Genomic DNA, 13,094 nt, shown 5'->3' on the forward strand with positions numbered 1-13,094 from the left:
AGACCATGGATCCGCGCAGTGAAGTACTGCTTCGCCAGGCCGAACTTTTTCAAGGCAACCTGCTGCTGGTAGGTTTGCCTGCCGACGATTTGCTCGGGCGCCTGCCCAACGCCCACGGCTGGTGCTGGCATGCCGGCGACCAGGCGGCACTGGACGCGCGCTTCCCCGAACGCAGCCAGTTCGGCGTGAATGTGCCCCAGCGTGCGTTTGATGCGGCGGTGATCTTCCTGCCCAAGTCCAAGGACCTCACCGACTACCTGCTCAACGCCGTGGCCGCACGCCTGCCGGGTGCCGAACTGTTTCTGGTGGGGGAGAAAAAAGGCGGTATCGAAAGCGCTGCCAAACAGCTGCTGCCCTTCGGCAAGCCGCGCAAGCTGGATAACGCGCGGCATTGCCAGCTGTGGCAGGTCACCGTGGCCAATGCTCCGCAAGCCGTGGAGCTGGAGAGCCTGGCGCAGGTCTTCGATGTACCGCTGGCCGAAGGTCCGTTGAAGGTAGTGAGCTTGCCGGGTGTGTTCAGCCATGGGCGCCTGGACCGTGGCACCGAGCTGTTGCTGGAGCATCTGGATAAACTGCCCAGCGGGCATTTGCTCGATTTCGGATGCGGCGCCGGTGTACTCGGCGCGGCGGTCAAGCGTCGCTACCCGCATAACACAGTGACGATGCTGGATGTGGACGCCTTCGCCGCCGCCAGCAGCCGCCTGACCCTGGCCGCAAACGGGCTGGAAGCCGAGGTGTTGACCGGTGACGGCATCGACGCGGCGCCCATGGGTTTGAACGCGATCTTGAGCAACCCGCCGTTCCATGTCGGCGTGCACACGGATTACTTCGCCACGGAAAACCTGCTGCGAAAAGCGGCCAAACATCTGGCAAAAGGCGGCGAACTTCGTTTGGTTGCCAACAGCTTCCTCAAGTATCAGCCGTTGATCGAAGAGCATCTGGGCATCTGCGCGATCAAGGCCGAGGGCAATGGTTTTCGCATCTACCGTGCCAAGCGTCCCTGACGGGCGTTTGAAAAAGAAGGCTTGCCGAATGGGTTTTGCCTAGGCAGAATCCGCAGCGTCCTAGGGGAGTAGTCTCCCACGAGCGCCATGCTCGTCCGGCATACGTCAACATACTTGGTCAGCAGGCCATGGCGTATGCGACCCAGGAGTCCGCACAGACGGACCGGGGTTTGACAAGACCTATGACACGCACACCTTACCCGGGGCGGGAAGGCTGTACGTGTCATAGCCGTGTCGACCCGCCCCTGGAAGCTACCTGATGCTGGATTCACTACTCGTTCCTACCGCAATCGTTGCCTTGGCCGAAATCGGCGACAAGACGCAACTGCTCGCGCTTATCCTTGCCGCACGCTTTCGCAAACCCTGGCCGATCATCGCCGGCATTGTCGCTGCGACCCTGGCCAACCATGCGGCGGCCGGTGCCGTGGGGGCCTGGTTCGGGAGTTTCTTCTCGGACGCGGTGCTGCACTGGATCCTTGCCGCGAGCTTCTGCGCCACGGCGCTGTGGACCCTGGTGCCAGACAAGCTCGATGATGACGAAGCCAGTACCACCCGCAAGTTCGGGCCGTTCCTGACCACATTGATAGCGTTCTTCCTCGCCGAAATCGGTGACAAGACCCAGATCGCCACGGTGATGCTGGCAGCGCAATATCCGGAGTTATGGCTGGTAATTATCGGCACCACCCTGGGCATGTTGATTGCCAACGTACCGGTGGTTCTGGCGGGGAATTTTGCAGCGGAGAAACTGCCGTTGACCTTGATTCGCCGATTGGCGGCTACGGCGTTCTTCGTACTGGCGATTGTGGCGGTGTACAAGGCCATGCAAAGCAGTGGCTGGATCTAAACCGAACACGAGGGATGGTTGGCCCTGATGCCTGTAGGAGCGAGCTTGCTCGCGAAAAACGTCAACGATAACGCGTGCTGCCTGAATAAACGCGGTGCCGGTGAGTTTTTCGCGAGCAAGCTCGCTCCTACACGGCGTCCATCAGGATTTCTTGGCCTGTTGGTACAGCGGCATCACCTTCGGAATCGCCGCTTGCAACGAAGCGATGCGGCTGTCGGAAGCCGGGTGAGTACTCATGAACTCCGGCGGGGCACCTTCGGAGGCCTTGGCCATCTTGTTCCACAAGGTGATCGCCGCGTTCGGGTTGTAGCCGGCGCGGGCCGAGAGCTCCAGGCCAATCAGGTCCGCTTCGTTCTCATTGCTGCGGCTGTTGGGCAAGGTCATGCCATAGTTGGCCACGGTATCAGCCAACGCCAGGCTGTCCTGGCCAAGACCGAATATCGCCCCGGCGCCCTGCTTGGCCATCTCGATGCCGTACGCCTTGGACATGGCTTCACGCCCGTGTTCGCGCAAGGCGTGGGCGATTTCATGGCCCATCACCGCCGCCAACTCGTCATCGGTGAGCTTGAGGTTGTCGATCAACGCGCTGTACACCAGGATCTTGCCGCCCGGTCCGCAGTTGGCGTTCATCTCGTCGCTCTTGATCAGGTTCACTTCCCAGTTCCATTGCGCCGCATCCGGACGGAAGGTGGGTGCCTGGGCAATCAGGCGCTTGGCAATGGCCTGCACGCGCTTGGCGTTGGCGCTGGTCTTGTCCAGAACCCCTTTGCCGCTGGCTTCACCCAGGGTCTGCTGGTAGGACTGGGCATACATCTGGTCGACTTCCTGGCTCGACAGCATGCTGAACATGTACTGCTTGCGCTCTACCCCAACGGCGCCGCCGCTGGTGGTATTAACCGACTGACAACCCGCCAGCAGCATTGCTGCAACCAAACCACTTACCACCAATGACTTCTTCATGAACACGCTCCCTGAACACATGGCGCGTATCGTAGGCGGTCGTTTGTATCCGCGCCAGATACATCAGACATTTAACTACTGAATTTCGGACACATCCCACAGTGCAGATGACCTGGTTGGCGCCGGTTCAAGCCGGGGTCAGGCACTCCGGCCCATTGAGCTTCGGATCATTGACCATATTGGCCAGCACGCGCTCGCGTAACGCGGCGGGCTCACCGGCCAGCAAGCCCTGCAACACATGCAGCGGCGTCTCGGGGTCGAGCCACGCCGCCTGCCCTGTCGCATCCAGAATCAATGGGCGTCGCTGGCTCTGCGCCGCCTGGGTGATCACCGCCGTACTCAGCCACACCTGTTCCTGCACCGGATATGCTTCCCAGATCGCGGCAAAAAATAGTGTGGAGCCCTCCCCCGGCGTCAGCCAATACGGACGCTTGCGCTGGGTGCCGCGCCACTCGTAGAAACCGTTGGCTGGCAGCAGGCAGCGGCGCTGGCGGAAGGCTTCGCGGAACATCGGTTGCTCGGCGAGCGTTTCGGCACGGGCGTGGGCCGGGGTGCGGGAAAGGTCGGTGAGCCAGGGCGGCGTCAGACCCCAACGCGCACGGGCCAGGGTGAGCTGGCCTTCGCTCAGGCGCTGGATCAGCACCGAATCATTGGGAGAGATGTTCCACTGGGCCTGCTGGTCGGCGGGGAAGCCGGGCAAGGCAGCAAAGGCAGGGTTCCAGCGAAACAGGGCATAACGTCCACACATGGGGCAACACGACTCTTGGGGTAAACCGACCGACAGCCTAACAGACCAATACGTCGGGGAAGCTGTCGGGTTCGTCGCCGGGCACAGGTTGCGCACCGATATAGGCGGTGATCAGCTCGCGGGCGTTGGCAGCCTGGTCATTGTCGACCTCCAGCCCAAGCAAGCCGAAGATCGGCAGTTCGCCGGTACCTCCGAGCAAATGGCGGCCCACCAGGTGCGCTTCGATACCTTCGCTGGCAAGCATCTGTTGCAGCAGCTCGCCTTCCATCAGGTTTTCCGGTTCGTAGATTCGCTGCATGGGCGCGTACCTGTCATTCATTTTCGCTGCGGGTTTCAAGCATCCACTCGTCACCATGGACTTGCAGGTCGAACGTGATCGGCCGGCAACACACTTGGCAGTCTTCTATATAAGTCTGGTCACCACCAGACAAATCCACCGTTGTCTCGACCGTTTCGCCACAATAAGGACAATCGTACAGCGCAGTTTCCAGCATCGCAGTCTCCAAGGTGACTTGTGCGTATAATCGCCGGTCTATTTACAGGGCTATTTCCGGCTGAGTCAGTTTACTCACGCCGCTCCTGCTAGTTCCTTTACTTACCCTAGCCGTTTCTAACAAGAGAGCATGATGGGCGAATTCGATACCATCCGACCTTACAACGACAGCGAAGTCCCGGCAGTGCTGGCGCGCCTGTTCAGTGACAAGGCCTTTCTGGACATCCTGACCCACTTCCGCTTCCCGCGCTTTGCCGGCGCCCTGGGCTGGCTGCTCAAGCCGATGATCGCGCGCAAATTGCGCCGCGAGTTTGCCGGCGTCACCACCGTGGCCACGCTGCAGGACAAAGTCGAGTATTACGTCGACCACACCATTGACCGGGCGACCGACGGCGTGACCTATACCGGCGTCGAACAGCTCAAATCCGGCACCGCCTATCTGTTTTTGGCCAACCACCGCGACATCGTGATGGACCCGGCCTTCGTCAACTACGCCGTGTACCACGCCGGCCTGCCGACGCCACGCATCGCCATCGGTGACAACCTGCTGCAAAAGCCGTTTGTCAGCGACCTGATGCGCTTGAACAAGAGCTTTATCGTGCACCGTTCGATTACCGGGCGAAAGGAGAAGATGGCGGCCTATAACCTGCTGTCGGCCTATATCAACCATTCGATCCGCAACGACTGCCAGTCGATCTGGATTGCCCAGGCCGAAGGCCGGGCCAAGGATGGCGATGACCGCACTGAATCGGCAATCCTCAAGATGTTCCATGTCAGCCGCAAGGACGAGCCGTTTGCCGAGGTCATCCAGTCGTTGAACCTGACGCCGGTGTCCATCAGCTACGAGTACGACCCCTGCGATGCCGCCAAGGCCCGCGAGCTGTATATCCGCGCCACCACCGGCACCTACAGCAAGGCGCCAGGCGAGGACGATGTGAGCATTGCCTTGGGTATCACCGGCTACAAGGGCCGGGTGCATGTGAATTTTGCGCCGCCGATCACCGAGCGCTTTGAAGATACCAAGCTGCTGGCAGTGGAAATGGATCGACAGATCCTAGGCGGTTACCGGCTGTTCCCGGTGCATTACCTGGCGTACGCGCAGTGGAGTGATGCCGACCCGCAGCTGCAAGTGCCCAAGGCGGCCGATGTGTTCCCGGCCGATGAGCTGGCCAAGGCCAAGGCGGAATGGGAACGACGCCTGAACGAATGCCCGGCCGAACACCGCCCGTACCTGGTGGTGCAATATGCGACGCCGGTGCGCAATCAGTATCGGGTCAAGGCCGGAATCCCCCTGTAACACTCATCCAATGTGGGAGGGGGCGTGCTCCCGATAGCGGTGCGCCAGTCAGCTTATCTGTATCTGACCCACTGCTATCGGGGGCAAGTCGAATCGTCGCACCGCCCCTCCCACATTTGTATTGCGGTGTGCTTACACGTGGGTGCTAAACCAGGACAGGGCCAGCGCCAGCCCCAGGCCGGCGAACCCAACCCGGTAAGCCTGGCGATGCGCCCGTTCGGTGCGGGTGTCCAAAAAGAGCATCGGCTGGTCAATCGCACGCTCTTCGCTGCGCATGGCCAGGTCGGCCATTGCGCGTTGCGCGTGCAGGCGGGTGATGAACAGCACCAGGGCGCCCGAGCAGGCAACCAGTAGGGCAACAGCATTGATGAACAGTGCAGGCAGCGCCATCGCAGACCTCGGCGGATCAGTGTTCGGGTATCAGTCCAGATACAAAGCTGAACGATAGTCGCCTCCTGCGCCTTTGATACTCCCTCCCCGTTGACGGCTAATGTATCCAGTAATTTACAGCGTCACCTGAACGTCACCTTAACAAGCCACCCTGTTGCCCTTCGACGCTTGAGGAGCTTGTCATGTTGCATGCGCAAAACCAGGACCGACTGTATCTGATCGCCCAAAGTGATGAGCAAGAGGCACTGATCGGTAGCCTCGCGTTCAACGTCCAGGACCGCCACTGGCTGGTGTATTGCGCCCTCGGCGGGCACCAGCATGCCGACCTGCCGGAGCTGGATCTGCTTACCGGCGTGAGTGTGCTGGACTTTTATGTCGATGCTGCGGCATGACCAAACCGCAGGCATAAAAAAACCGGGCTCAGCGATGAGCCCGGTTTTTTGCCGACAATTTATTGCGCGCTGAGCAATTGGCCGATGCTTGGATCCTTGAACAGGCGGGTCAAGGCATCACTGAGCACGTCGCTGACCAACTTGGTGTTGGTTTCCTGGTTGGGCGACATCCCGAAGCGCTGGTTGAGCGAGGCGGCGTAGCGGCCGCTATAGCGACGGGTACCGGCGCTGACGTCGGACTTGAAGGTCGCACCGATGGACGCTTCGGTCACATACAGGCCTTCCTTGGGCGACTGATATTTCAGCTCAGCCAGGGTCACGGTCAGTTGCGGCACGCCTGGGGAGTTGGTCGGGGTAAAGCCCAGCAAGCGCACGGCGGCTTCAGCCTGGGCCTGCAACTTGGGCAGCACGTCCTGGCCGGTCACCGAAATCAGCGCAGTCTCAGGGTACAGACCGCCACGCGAACCCAGGGTCGGCGACGGGCGACCGTCTACCACTCGCACCGACACCGGCTGGCCATGGCCTACCGCGGCCAATGGCGCAGTGACTTTAGGTTGCGGGCTGAGTTGTTGCGGGCTGTTGGCGCAGCCAACCAGGGTCAAACTGGTCACAGTGATCAAACCGAACAACAGGCGTTGCAACATACTCATTTCTCCAGGACTGGGTGCAGACAGGCCGCCAGTATAACGGTGCACGCGCGCTACTCACCAGCGATCCTGAACGGCGGCTGAAGGCAGGGTGCAAATTACAAATTCGCATAAATTCGTCACCCCAGTGTCATGCCACACTGGCAACCTTCAAGCATGTAACGCAATAGGTACACAGCCATGCGCCTTCTCAAGACCCTGTTCATGTCACACACCCGTCACCGCCACTTCGCCCTGCTCGATGCCCAAGGCCATTGCCAGGCATTCAAGCAGTGCAGCCTGCCGCCGGTCGGTGAAGGTTGGGTCGAAGTGACAGAGACTCACCTGGGCTGGATGCACCGCCCACTGCCGGCCAGCGCCCGGGTCAGCCCACCGGTTTTTCGCGCACGGCACCGGCAAGTGTTGGCCTCCTGACCGAGGCGCTAATAAAAGTCATAAAACACGCCCATTTCCTTGGCGTTCTTCGCTACAATCTCCCCCCGATTATAAGGACGTCTCCTGATCGGGCCTCGCAGCATCGTTAATGCCCAGGCATTAGCCCCCAAAATCGCCCACAGAGAGCCGCCCACACAGATCGAGTGAAGCTGGCGTGCTTGCTGTTTCCTTTGCAAACCACCCGTCTTTGTCGAATCTGCCAGAGCTGCCATACGCTCGGCCACTTGAGTTGTTTGCCCGTTTTGCCGCATGTCGGCAGAGGTACGCGGGACAGGTGCCAGGCTGGGCAGCCCTTTTTTGAGGTTCACGTCTTCAAAAGAGCGTGAAAAAACGGGTTTTCACAACTTCACAAGAGTGTGGCGAGCAAATGAATAGTTTGGCGTTTGTACAAGCACCATCAGCGTCTGGGGCAGCCCAATTACACAGGATCGAGCCTTCTTCAAAAACCGGAGCTTGAGCCTGTCCGCTACGGATTGGTTGCACGAATCGCACGCTTTGACCATAAGTCGAATTGCCACAGGCGCCCATGAATGCGTTCATAGGCAGATTAGCCCGGCAGGAAGCGTGTGCTGAAGTTGCAAAGAATTGCGAAACGGACATGGCGATCCTGGCCATGGGTAACCTGGGGCAACACGTGAACCGCCCCGTCACTCCTGGCAGCCATGCCGTCAATTTGGTGCTGCAGATTTTGGAGACGCGTTAAATGGCGCATAACGAAGCAGTCGACGTAGTACTGGTAGGGGCCGGCATCATGAGTGCCACCCTGGCCGTACTGCTCAAAGAGCTCGACCCCGGCCTCAAGCTGGAAGTCGTTGAGCTGATGGACTCGGGTGCCGCGGAGAGTTCCAACCCGTGGAACAACGCCGGTACCGGCCACGCCGGGCTGTGTGAGCTGAACTACACGCCGCAGGCCGCCGATGGCTCCATCGACATCAAGAAAGCCGTGCACATCAACACCCAGTTCGAGGTGTCGAAGCAGTTCTGGGCGTACCTGACCAAGAAGGGCACTTTTGGCTCCTCCAAGTCGTTCATCAGCCCGGTTCCGCACCTGAGTTTCGTGCAGGGCGACAAAGGTGTGTCCTTCCTCAAGAAGCGCTTTGAAACCCTCAGCCAGCACCACGCGTTTTCGGACATGCACTACACCGAAGACCGCAGTGAAATGGCCGAGTGGATGCCGCTGATGATGCCGGGCCGCCCGCTCGACGAAAAAATTGCCGCCACGCGCGTGATGAACGGCACTGATGTCAACTTTGGCGCACTGACCAATCAGTTGCTCAGCCACCTGACCAGTTCGCCGGACGCCCAGGTCAAATACTGCAAGCGCGTCACCGGCCTCAAGCGCAACGGTGCGGGCTGGACCGTGAGCATCAAGGACGTCAACAGCGGCAACAGCCGTGATGTCGACGCCAAGTTCGTATTCCTCGGCGCCGGCGGTGCGGCGCTGCCGTTGCTGCAAGCCTCGGGCATCGAGGAAAGCAAGGGCTTCGGCGGCTTCCCGGTCAGCGGCCAATGGCTGCGTTGCGACAACCCGGAAGTGGTCAAGCAGCACCAGGCCAAGGTGTATAGCCAGGCCGCGGTGGGCTCGCCGCCCATGTCGGTGCCACACTTGGACACCCGCGTGGTAGATGGCAAGAAATCCCTGCTGTTCGGGCCTTATGCGGGCTTCACCACCAAGTTCCTCAAGCACGGCTCGTTCCTTGACCTGCCAATGTCGATTCGTGCCGGTAACATTGGCCCGATGCTGGCTGTGGCCCGCGACAACATGGACCTGACCAAGTACCTGGTCAGCGAAGTGCGCCAATCCATGGAACAGCGCCTGGAATCCCTGCGCCGCTTCTACCCTGAGGCGAAAGCAGAGGACTGGCGCCTGGAAGTGGCCGGCCAGCGGGTGCAGATCATCAAAAAAGACCCGAAGAAAGGCGGCGTGCTGCAATTTGGCACCGAGCTGGTGGCGGCCAAGGATGGTTCGTTGGCGGCGCTGTTGGGCGCGTCTCCGGGCGCTTCGGTCACGGTGTCGATCATGCTCGAACTGATTGAGCGCTGCTTCCCGGAGAAAGCAGCCGGTGAATGGGCGACCAAGCTGCACGAGATCTTCCCGGCACGGGAAAAGATCCTGGAGACCGATGCAGAGCTGTATCGCAAGATCAACACGCAGAACAACATCAGCCTTGAGCTGGTGGAGCCTGTAGGAGCGAGCTCGCTCGCGAAAAACGTCAACGATAACGCAGCGCAGGTGGATTAACGCGGCGCTCTCAGGTTCTTCGCGAGCAAGCTCGCTCCTACCGTTAAAAGCGAAACGCCCCGAACTCTTATGAGGCCGGGGCGTTTTTTTGTGGCCTGGATAATCAACCGCGGGCGTTGTCGATCAGTTCGATGTATTCGGCGGCGTTGCGCTGGTCCTTGATCAGGTCAACGAAGGTCTGGCCGTGCTCGTCCTTGCCATCCAAGTCCCAGCCTGCTTCCTTGAAAAAGCCCAGAAACCGTTCGAAGTCGTCGATACGCAGGCCGCGATAGGCCTTGATCAGTTTGTGCAGGGACGGCGAAGTGGCATCAACCGGCTCGAAGTCCAGGAACAACTTGATCTGCTCGTCGCCGATCTCGTCACCAATCACCTGTTTCTTATCTTTACGCATTACCGACTCCAGCCTGCAGACATTTACACGGGGCTTGAAGTCTACCTGCGGGACGCAGGCTTCGGAAGCGGCGAGAAAGCACCGTTTCCCCCACATTTGGATCTCAGTGGATTAATCGAACTGGGCAAGCATCCAGCGGTGATACTCAGCCATACCCGCCTCGCCTTCACGGGGCGCCCAGCTCGCCAGTTCACCTTCACCAACCGGACGGTAAGGGCCAGCCTTGCATTCAAACATCACGCTATCCGGCTCCAGCACCACCAGGCCATGAAACACCCCTGGCGACAGGTCGACACCCTGGCACTCTCCTCCAGCCTGAAGTACACGCTTGCTCAACACCTCGCCCGCGTCACTGAAAATCAGGATGCCCAGGCGGCCTTTGAGCACCAGCAGGGTTTCAGCTTTATCAGCGGTCAGGTGGCGATGAGGCTGCACATAAGTGTTGGGCTGCAAGCCAACTGCCATGCGATGACAAGGCTCTTGCATCTCATGAAAGTTGACGTTCTGACGGCCACGGGGATTAGCGGCCGCTTTCTCGGCCAACTCAGCAAACAGGGTCTGATCAAGAAAGCGGGCCATCATTTACATTCCTTTAACGGCAAAAATGCCATTGGCGTTACGCCAGTAGCCCTTGTAGTCCATGCCATAACCGAAGATATAGCGGTCGATGCACGGCAACCCGACGAAGTCGGCTTTCAGCTCAGGGCGGGCCTTGCGGTCGTGGTCTTTGTCGATCAGCACAGCAGTGTGCACTTTACGTGCGCCGGCGTGTTTGCAGAAGTCGATGATCGCGCCCAGGGTGTGGCCTTCATCGAGAATGTCATCGATGATCAGCACATCGCGGTCGATAAACGAGACTTCCGGCTTGGCCTTCCAGAACAGATCGCCGCCGCTGGTTTCATTGCGATAGCGGGTAGCGTGCAGGTAGGAAGCTTCCAACGGGAATTGCAGATGGGTGAGCAATTTGCCGGCGAAGATCAGGCCACCGTTCATCACGCAGAAGACCACCGGATTGGTGTCGGCCATTTCGCGGGTGATGTGTTCGCCTACCTTGGCGATCGCTGCTTCGACTTGCGCTTCGGTGTACAGGCAGTCAGCCTCGTGCATGATTTGACGGATATGCTCGAGATCAGCAGACATGGCGCTCTCCAAGGGGGTGCTGTGGCAAGAAAAGCGGGCGAAGGTACGCTTCTCGTGCGCTCCAATCAAGCCTTTATGGACTAACGTACTTGATGTCTATAGGACAACACCCTCGGATAGATTAATCTAGGCCGGTTTTTTTGCCCGCCGCCGGAGCCTTTCCCATGCCCACTCGCGAGATCCGCCACCCGCTGATCCGACACAAACTCGGCCTTATGCGCCGTGCCGACATTAGCACGAAGAATTTCCGTGAGCTTGCTCAGGAAGTCGGAGCGCTGCTCACTTACGAAGCCACCAAGGATTTACCCCTGGAGACCTACGAGATCCCCGGTTGGGCCGGTCCCGTACAAGTGGAGAAAATCGCCGGTAAGAAAATTACCGTCGTGCCGATTCTGCGCGCCGGTATAGGCATGCTCGAAGGCGTCCTCAGCCTGATCCCGGGCGCCAAGGTCAGCGCCGTGGGCGTAGCCCGCAATGAAGAAACCTTGCAGGCCCACACTTACCTGGAAAAACTCGTCCCGGAAATCAACGAACGCCTGGCCATGATCATCGACCCGATGCTCGCCACCGGTAGCTCCATGGTCGCGACCATCGACCTGCTGAAAAAGGCCGGCTGCAAGGACATCCGCGCCATGGTGCTGGTAGCCGCGCCGGAAGGTATCGCCGCCGTCGAGAAAGCCCACCCGGATGTGCAGATCTATACCGCGTCCATCGATGAGCGCTTGAACGAGCACGGCTACATCATCCCGGGCCTGGGCGATGCCGGTGACAAGATCTTCGGCACCAAGCAGAAGGACGCGTGAGCATGCAGGATGAATTCAACGACCCGCTTTGGCGCCAGATCCTGTCTGGCGCACAGATGCTCTTCGTAGCATTTGGCGCGTTGGTGTTGATGCCGCTGATCACAGGTCTTGATCCAAACGTCGCACTGTTCACCGCAGGCCTGGGCACGTTGCTGTTCCAGGTGGTGACAGGGCGGCAGGTGCCGGTCTTCCTGGCATCGAGTTTCGCGTTTATCACCCCGATCATTCTCGCCAAGGGCCAGTTCGGCCTGGCGGCAACCATGGGCGGGGTGATGGCGGCCGGTTTCGTCTACACGTTCCTGGGCCTGGCCGTGAAGGTCAAGGGCACCGGGTTTATCGACCGGCTGTTGCCGCCAGTGGTGATCGGCCCGGTGATTATCTCCATCGGCCTGGCCATGGCGCCGATTGCCGCCAATATGGCCATGGGCAAGTCCGGCGACGGTGCCGAGTTGATCCATTACCAGACGGCGATGCTGATCTCGATGCCGGCGCTGCTCACCACCTTGATCGTCGCGGTGTTCGGCAAGGGCATTTTCCGCCTGGTGCCGATCATTTCCGGGGTGCTGGTGGGTTTTGCCATGTCGTTCTACTTTGGCGTGGTCGACACCGCAAAGATCGCTGCTGCGCCCTGGTTCGCCCTGCCCCATTTCACCGCGCCGGAGTTCAACTGGCAGGCGATCCTGTTTATCGTCCCAGTGGCCCTGGCCCCGGCGATCGAGCATATCGGCGGTGTGATTGCAGTAGGCAGCGTGACCGGCCGCGATTACCTGAAAAAGCCCGGCCTGCACCGCACGCTGCTGGGTGACGGCATTGCCACCACGGCAGCGGGGATGTTTGGCGGCCCGCCGAACACCACCTACGCCGAAGTGACCGGCGCGGTGATGCTGACCAAGAACTACAACCCGAAAATCATGACCTGGGCGGCGGTATTTGCCATCAGCCTGGCGTTTATCGGCAAGTTCGGCGCACTGCTGCAGAGCATCCCGGTACCGGTAATGGGTGGGATTCTGTGCCTGCTGTTCGGCTCGATTGCCGCAGTGGGGATGAACACGCTGATTCGCCACAGGATCGACCTGGGTGAAGCGCGCAACCTGGTGATTGTGTCAGTGACCCTGGTGTTCGGGATTGGCGGTGTGCTGGTCGGCACCGGCACCGGCCCGGATGATTTCGGCCTCAAGGGCATTGCCCTGTGTGCGGTGGTGGCGATTGGCTTGAACCTGCTGCTGCCGGGCAATGATGGCTGGAAGAACAAGAAGCCGGATGAACCGTTGATCTAACCATCGACACAAAACCAATGTGGGAGGGGGC

Annotated in this window: 18 protein-coding genes and 1 riboswitch; of the genes, 8 read left to right on the plus strand and 10 right to left on the minus strand. The window is 59.9% G+C overall.

Features of this window, described 5'->3' with window-relative positions; genetic code table 11:
* The first annotated feature begins 5 nt into the window (after positions 1–5).
* Entirely contained in the window at positions 6–1,004 is a 999-nt protein-coding gene (locus ASD70_RS01545) for a class I SAM-dependent methyltransferase (protein WP_056845500.1), read from the plus strand.
* A 50-nt stretch (positions 1,005–1,054) separates the two neighbouring features.
* A riboswitch (yybP-ykoY riboswitch) is annotated at positions 1,055–1,176 on the plus strand.
* 87 nt (positions 1,177–1,263) lie between these two features.
* Complete coding sequence (locus ASD70_RS01550) at positions 1,264–1,848, plus strand: TMEM165/GDT1 family protein (protein WP_005784895.1); 585 nt, start codon at positions 1,264–1,266, stop codon at positions 1,846–1,848.
* A gap of 141 nt (positions 1,849–1,989) precedes the next feature.
* On the opposite strand, the gene ASD70_RS01555 is transcribed toward ASD70_RS01550, so the two are convergent.
* The 4 genes from ASD70_RS01555 to ASD70_RS01570 all read right to left on the minus strand — a co-directional run bounded on the left by ASD70_RS01555 (position 1,990) and on the right by ASD70_RS01570 (position 4,050).
* The gene (locus ASD70_RS01555; protein WP_043050781.1) at positions 1,990–2,808 is read right to left on the minus strand and encodes a M48 family metallopeptidase; all 819 of its coding nucleotides are present in this window, start codon (positions 2,806–2,808) and stop codon (positions 1,990–1,992) included.
* 127 nt (positions 2,809–2,935) lie between these two features.
* Positions 2,936–3,556 carry an SOS response-associated peptidase gene (locus ASD70_RS01560; protein WP_046070947.1) on the minus strand — a complete coding sequence of 207 codons (621 nt, stop codon included), beginning with the start codon at positions 3,554–3,556 and terminating at the stop codon, positions 2,936–2,938.
* A 37-nt stretch (positions 3,557–3,593) separates the two neighbouring features.
* Positions 3,594–3,854: a putative signal transducing protein gene (locus ASD70_RS01565; RefSeq protein ID WP_056845501.1), complete on the minus strand. Its 261-nt coding sequence runs from the start codon at positions 3,852–3,854 to the stop codon at positions 3,594–3,596.
* A 13-nt stretch (positions 3,855–3,867) separates the two neighbouring features.
* Positions 3,868–4,050 carry a CPXCG motif-containing cysteine-rich protein gene (locus ASD70_RS01570; protein ID WP_046070945.1) on the minus strand — a complete coding sequence of 61 codons (183 nt, stop codon included), beginning with the start codon at positions 4,048–4,050 and terminating at the stop codon, positions 3,868–3,870.
* 132 nt (positions 4,051–4,182) lie between these two features.
* On the opposite strand from ASD70_RS01570, the gene ASD70_RS01575 reads away from it, so the two are divergent.
* Positions 4,183–5,346 (plus strand): 1-acyl-sn-glycerol-3-phosphate acyltransferase, encoded by a 1,164-nt coding sequence (locus ASD70_RS01575; RefSeq protein WP_014716949.1) that lies wholly within the window; start codon positions 4,183–4,185, stop codon positions 5,344–5,346.
* A 132-nt stretch (positions 5,347–5,478) separates the two neighbouring features.
* On the opposite strand, the gene ASD70_RS01580 is transcribed toward ASD70_RS01575, so the two are convergent.
* On the minus strand, positions 5,479–5,736 hold the full coding sequence (locus ASD70_RS01580; RefSeq protein ID WP_046070944.1) for a hypothetical protein: 258 nt from the start codon (positions 5,734–5,736) through the stop codon (positions 5,479–5,481).
* A 182-nt stretch (positions 5,737–5,918) separates the two neighbouring features.
* Here ASD70_RS01580 and ASD70_RS01585 point away from each other — a divergent pair, with 182 nt between their 5' ends.
* Positions 5,919–6,128 carry a hypothetical protein gene (locus tag ASD70_RS01585; RefSeq protein ID WP_046070943.1) on the plus strand — a complete coding sequence of 70 codons (210 nt, stop codon included), beginning with the start codon at positions 5,919–5,921 and terminating at the stop codon, positions 6,126–6,128.
* A 59-nt stretch (positions 6,129–6,187) separates the two neighbouring features.
* Here ASD70_RS01585 and ASD70_RS01590 read toward each other — a convergent pair whose 3' ends face one another.
* Positions 6,188–6,772: a YajG family lipoprotein gene (locus ASD70_RS01590; RefSeq protein ID WP_043050774.1), complete on the minus strand. Its 585-nt coding sequence runs from the start codon at positions 6,770–6,772 to the stop codon at positions 6,188–6,190.
* A gap of 183 nt (positions 6,773–6,955) precedes the next feature.
* Between ASD70_RS01590 and ASD70_RS01595 the strand changes: the two genes are divergently transcribed.
* The gene (locus ASD70_RS01595; RefSeq protein ID WP_046070942.1) at positions 6,956–7,189 is read left to right on the plus strand and encodes a hypothetical protein; all 234 of its coding nucleotides are present in this window, start codon (positions 6,956–6,958) and stop codon (positions 7,187–7,189) included.
* A gap of 8 nt (positions 7,190–7,197) precedes the next feature.
* Here the strand turns inward: ASD70_RS01595 and ASD70_RS28825 are convergent, their stop codons facing one another.
* Entirely contained in the window at positions 7,198–7,518 is a 321-nt protein-coding gene (locus ASD70_RS28825) for a hypothetical protein (protein WP_156382903.1), read from the minus strand.
* Positions 7,519–7,913: 395 nt separating this feature from the next.
* Between ASD70_RS28825 and mqo the strand changes: the two genes are divergently transcribed.
* Entirely contained in the window at positions 7,914–9,452 is a 1,539-nt protein-coding gene (mqo, locus tag ASD70_RS01600) for a malate dehydrogenase (quinone) (RefSeq protein ID WP_056845502.1), read from the plus strand.
* A gap of 103 nt (positions 9,453–9,555) precedes the next feature.
* On the opposite strand, the gene ASD70_RS01605 is transcribed toward mqo, so the two are convergent.
* The 3 genes from ASD70_RS01605 to ASD70_RS01615 form a co-directional block, all read right to left on the minus strand.
* On the minus strand, positions 9,556–9,843 hold the full coding sequence (locus ASD70_RS01605; protein WP_046070939.1) for a PA4642 family protein: 288 nt from the start codon (positions 9,841–9,843) through the stop codon (positions 9,556–9,558).
* Positions 9,844–9,954: 111 nt separating this feature from the next.
* Positions 9,955–10,422, minus strand: coding sequence for a WbuC family cupin fold metalloprotein (locus tag ASD70_RS01610; RefSeq protein ID WP_046072646.1), 468 nt, complete (start codon positions 10,420–10,422; stop codon positions 9,955–9,957).
* Positions 10,423–10,425: 3 nt separating this feature from the next.
* Entirely contained in the window at positions 10,426–10,983 is a 558-nt protein-coding gene (locus ASD70_RS01615; RefSeq protein WP_046070938.1) for a hypoxanthine-guanine phosphoribosyltransferase, read from the minus strand.
* Between the two features lie 164 nt (positions 10,984–11,147).
* Here ASD70_RS01615 and upp point away from each other — a divergent pair, with 164 nt between their 5' ends.
* On the plus strand, positions 11,148–11,786 hold the full coding sequence (gene upp, locus ASD70_RS01620) for a uracil phosphoribosyltransferase (RefSeq protein ID WP_017138223.1): 639 nt from the start codon (positions 11,148–11,150) through the stop codon (positions 11,784–11,786).
* Between the two features lie 2 nt (positions 11,787–11,788).
* Positions 11,789–13,063: a uracil-xanthine permease family protein gene (locus ASD70_RS01625; protein WP_005784866.1), complete on the plus strand. Its 1,275-nt coding sequence runs from the start codon at positions 11,789–11,791 to the stop codon at positions 13,061–13,063.
* Positions 13,064–13,094 lie beyond the last annotated feature (31 nt).

Origin of the sequence: Pseudomonas sp. Root569, assembly GCF_001427465.1 — a bacterium.
Classification (GTDB): domain Bacteria; phylum Pseudomonadota; class Gammaproteobacteria; order Pseudomonadales; family Pseudomonadaceae; genus Aquipseudomonas; species Aquipseudomonas synxantha.

Coding starts and splice junctions, on each gene's coding strand:
- ASD70_RS01585 (WP_046070943.1), top strand. CDS start 5,919: ATGTTGCATGCGCAAAACCAGGACCGACTGTATCTGATCGCCCAAAGT.
- mqo (WP_056845502.1), top strand. CDS start 7,914: ATGGCGCATAACGAAGCAGTCGACGTAGTACTGGTAGGGGCCGGCATC.
- ASD70_RS01615 (WP_046070938.1), bottom strand. CDS start 10,983: ATGTCTGCTGATCTCGAGCATATCCGTCAAATCATGCACGAGGCTGAC.
- ASD70_RS01575 (WP_014716949.1), top strand. CDS start 4,183: ATGGGCGAATTCGATACCATCCGACCTTACAACGACAGCGAAGTCCCG.
- ASD70_RS01560 (WP_046070947.1), bottom strand. CDS start 3,556: ATGTGTGGACGTTATGCCCTGTTTCGCTGGAACCCTGCCTTTGCTGCC.
- ASD70_RS01545 (WP_056845500.1), top strand. CDS start 6: ATGGATCCGCGCAGTGAAGTACTGCTTCGCCAGGCCGAACTTTTTCAA.
- ASD70_RS01580 (WP_046070944.1), bottom strand. CDS start 5,736: ATGGCGCTGCCTGCACTGTTCATCAATGCTGTTGCCCTACTGGTTGCC.
- ASD70_RS01625 (WP_005784866.1), top strand. CDS start 11,789: ATGCAGGATGAATTCAACGACCCGCTTTGGCGCCAGATCCTGTCTGGC.
- upp (WP_017138223.1), top strand. CDS start 11,148: ATGCCCACTCGCGAGATCCGCCACCCGCTGATCCGACACAAACTCGGC.
- ASD70_RS01570 (WP_046070945.1), bottom strand. CDS start 4,050: ATGCTGGAAACTGCGCTGTACGATTGTCCTTATTGTGGCGAAACGGTC.
- ASD70_RS01590 (WP_043050774.1), bottom strand. CDS start 6,772: ATGTTGCAACGCCTGTTGTTCGGTTTGATCACTGTGACCAGTTTGACC.
- ASD70_RS01610 (WP_046072646.1), bottom strand. CDS start 10,422: ATGGCCCGCTTTCTTGATCAGACCCTGTTTGCTGAGTTGGCCGAGAAA.
- ASD70_RS01595 (WP_046070942.1), top strand. CDS start 6,956: ATGCGCCTTCTCAAGACCCTGTTCATGTCACACACCCGTCACCGCCAC.
- ASD70_RS01565 (WP_056845501.1), bottom strand. CDS start 3,854: ATGCAGCGAATCTACGAACCGGAAAACCTGATGGAAGGCGAGCTGCTG.
- ASD70_RS01550 (WP_005784895.1), top strand. CDS start 1,264: ATGCTGGATTCACTACTCGTTCCTACCGCAATCGTTGCCTTGGCCGAA.
- ASD70_RS01555 (WP_043050781.1), bottom strand. CDS start 2,808: ATGAAGAAGTCATTGGTGGTAAGTGGTTTGGTTGCAGCAATGCTGCTG.
- ASD70_RS01605 (WP_046070939.1), bottom strand. CDS start 9,843: ATGCGTAAAGATAAGAAACAGGTGATTGGTGACGAGATCGGCGACGAG.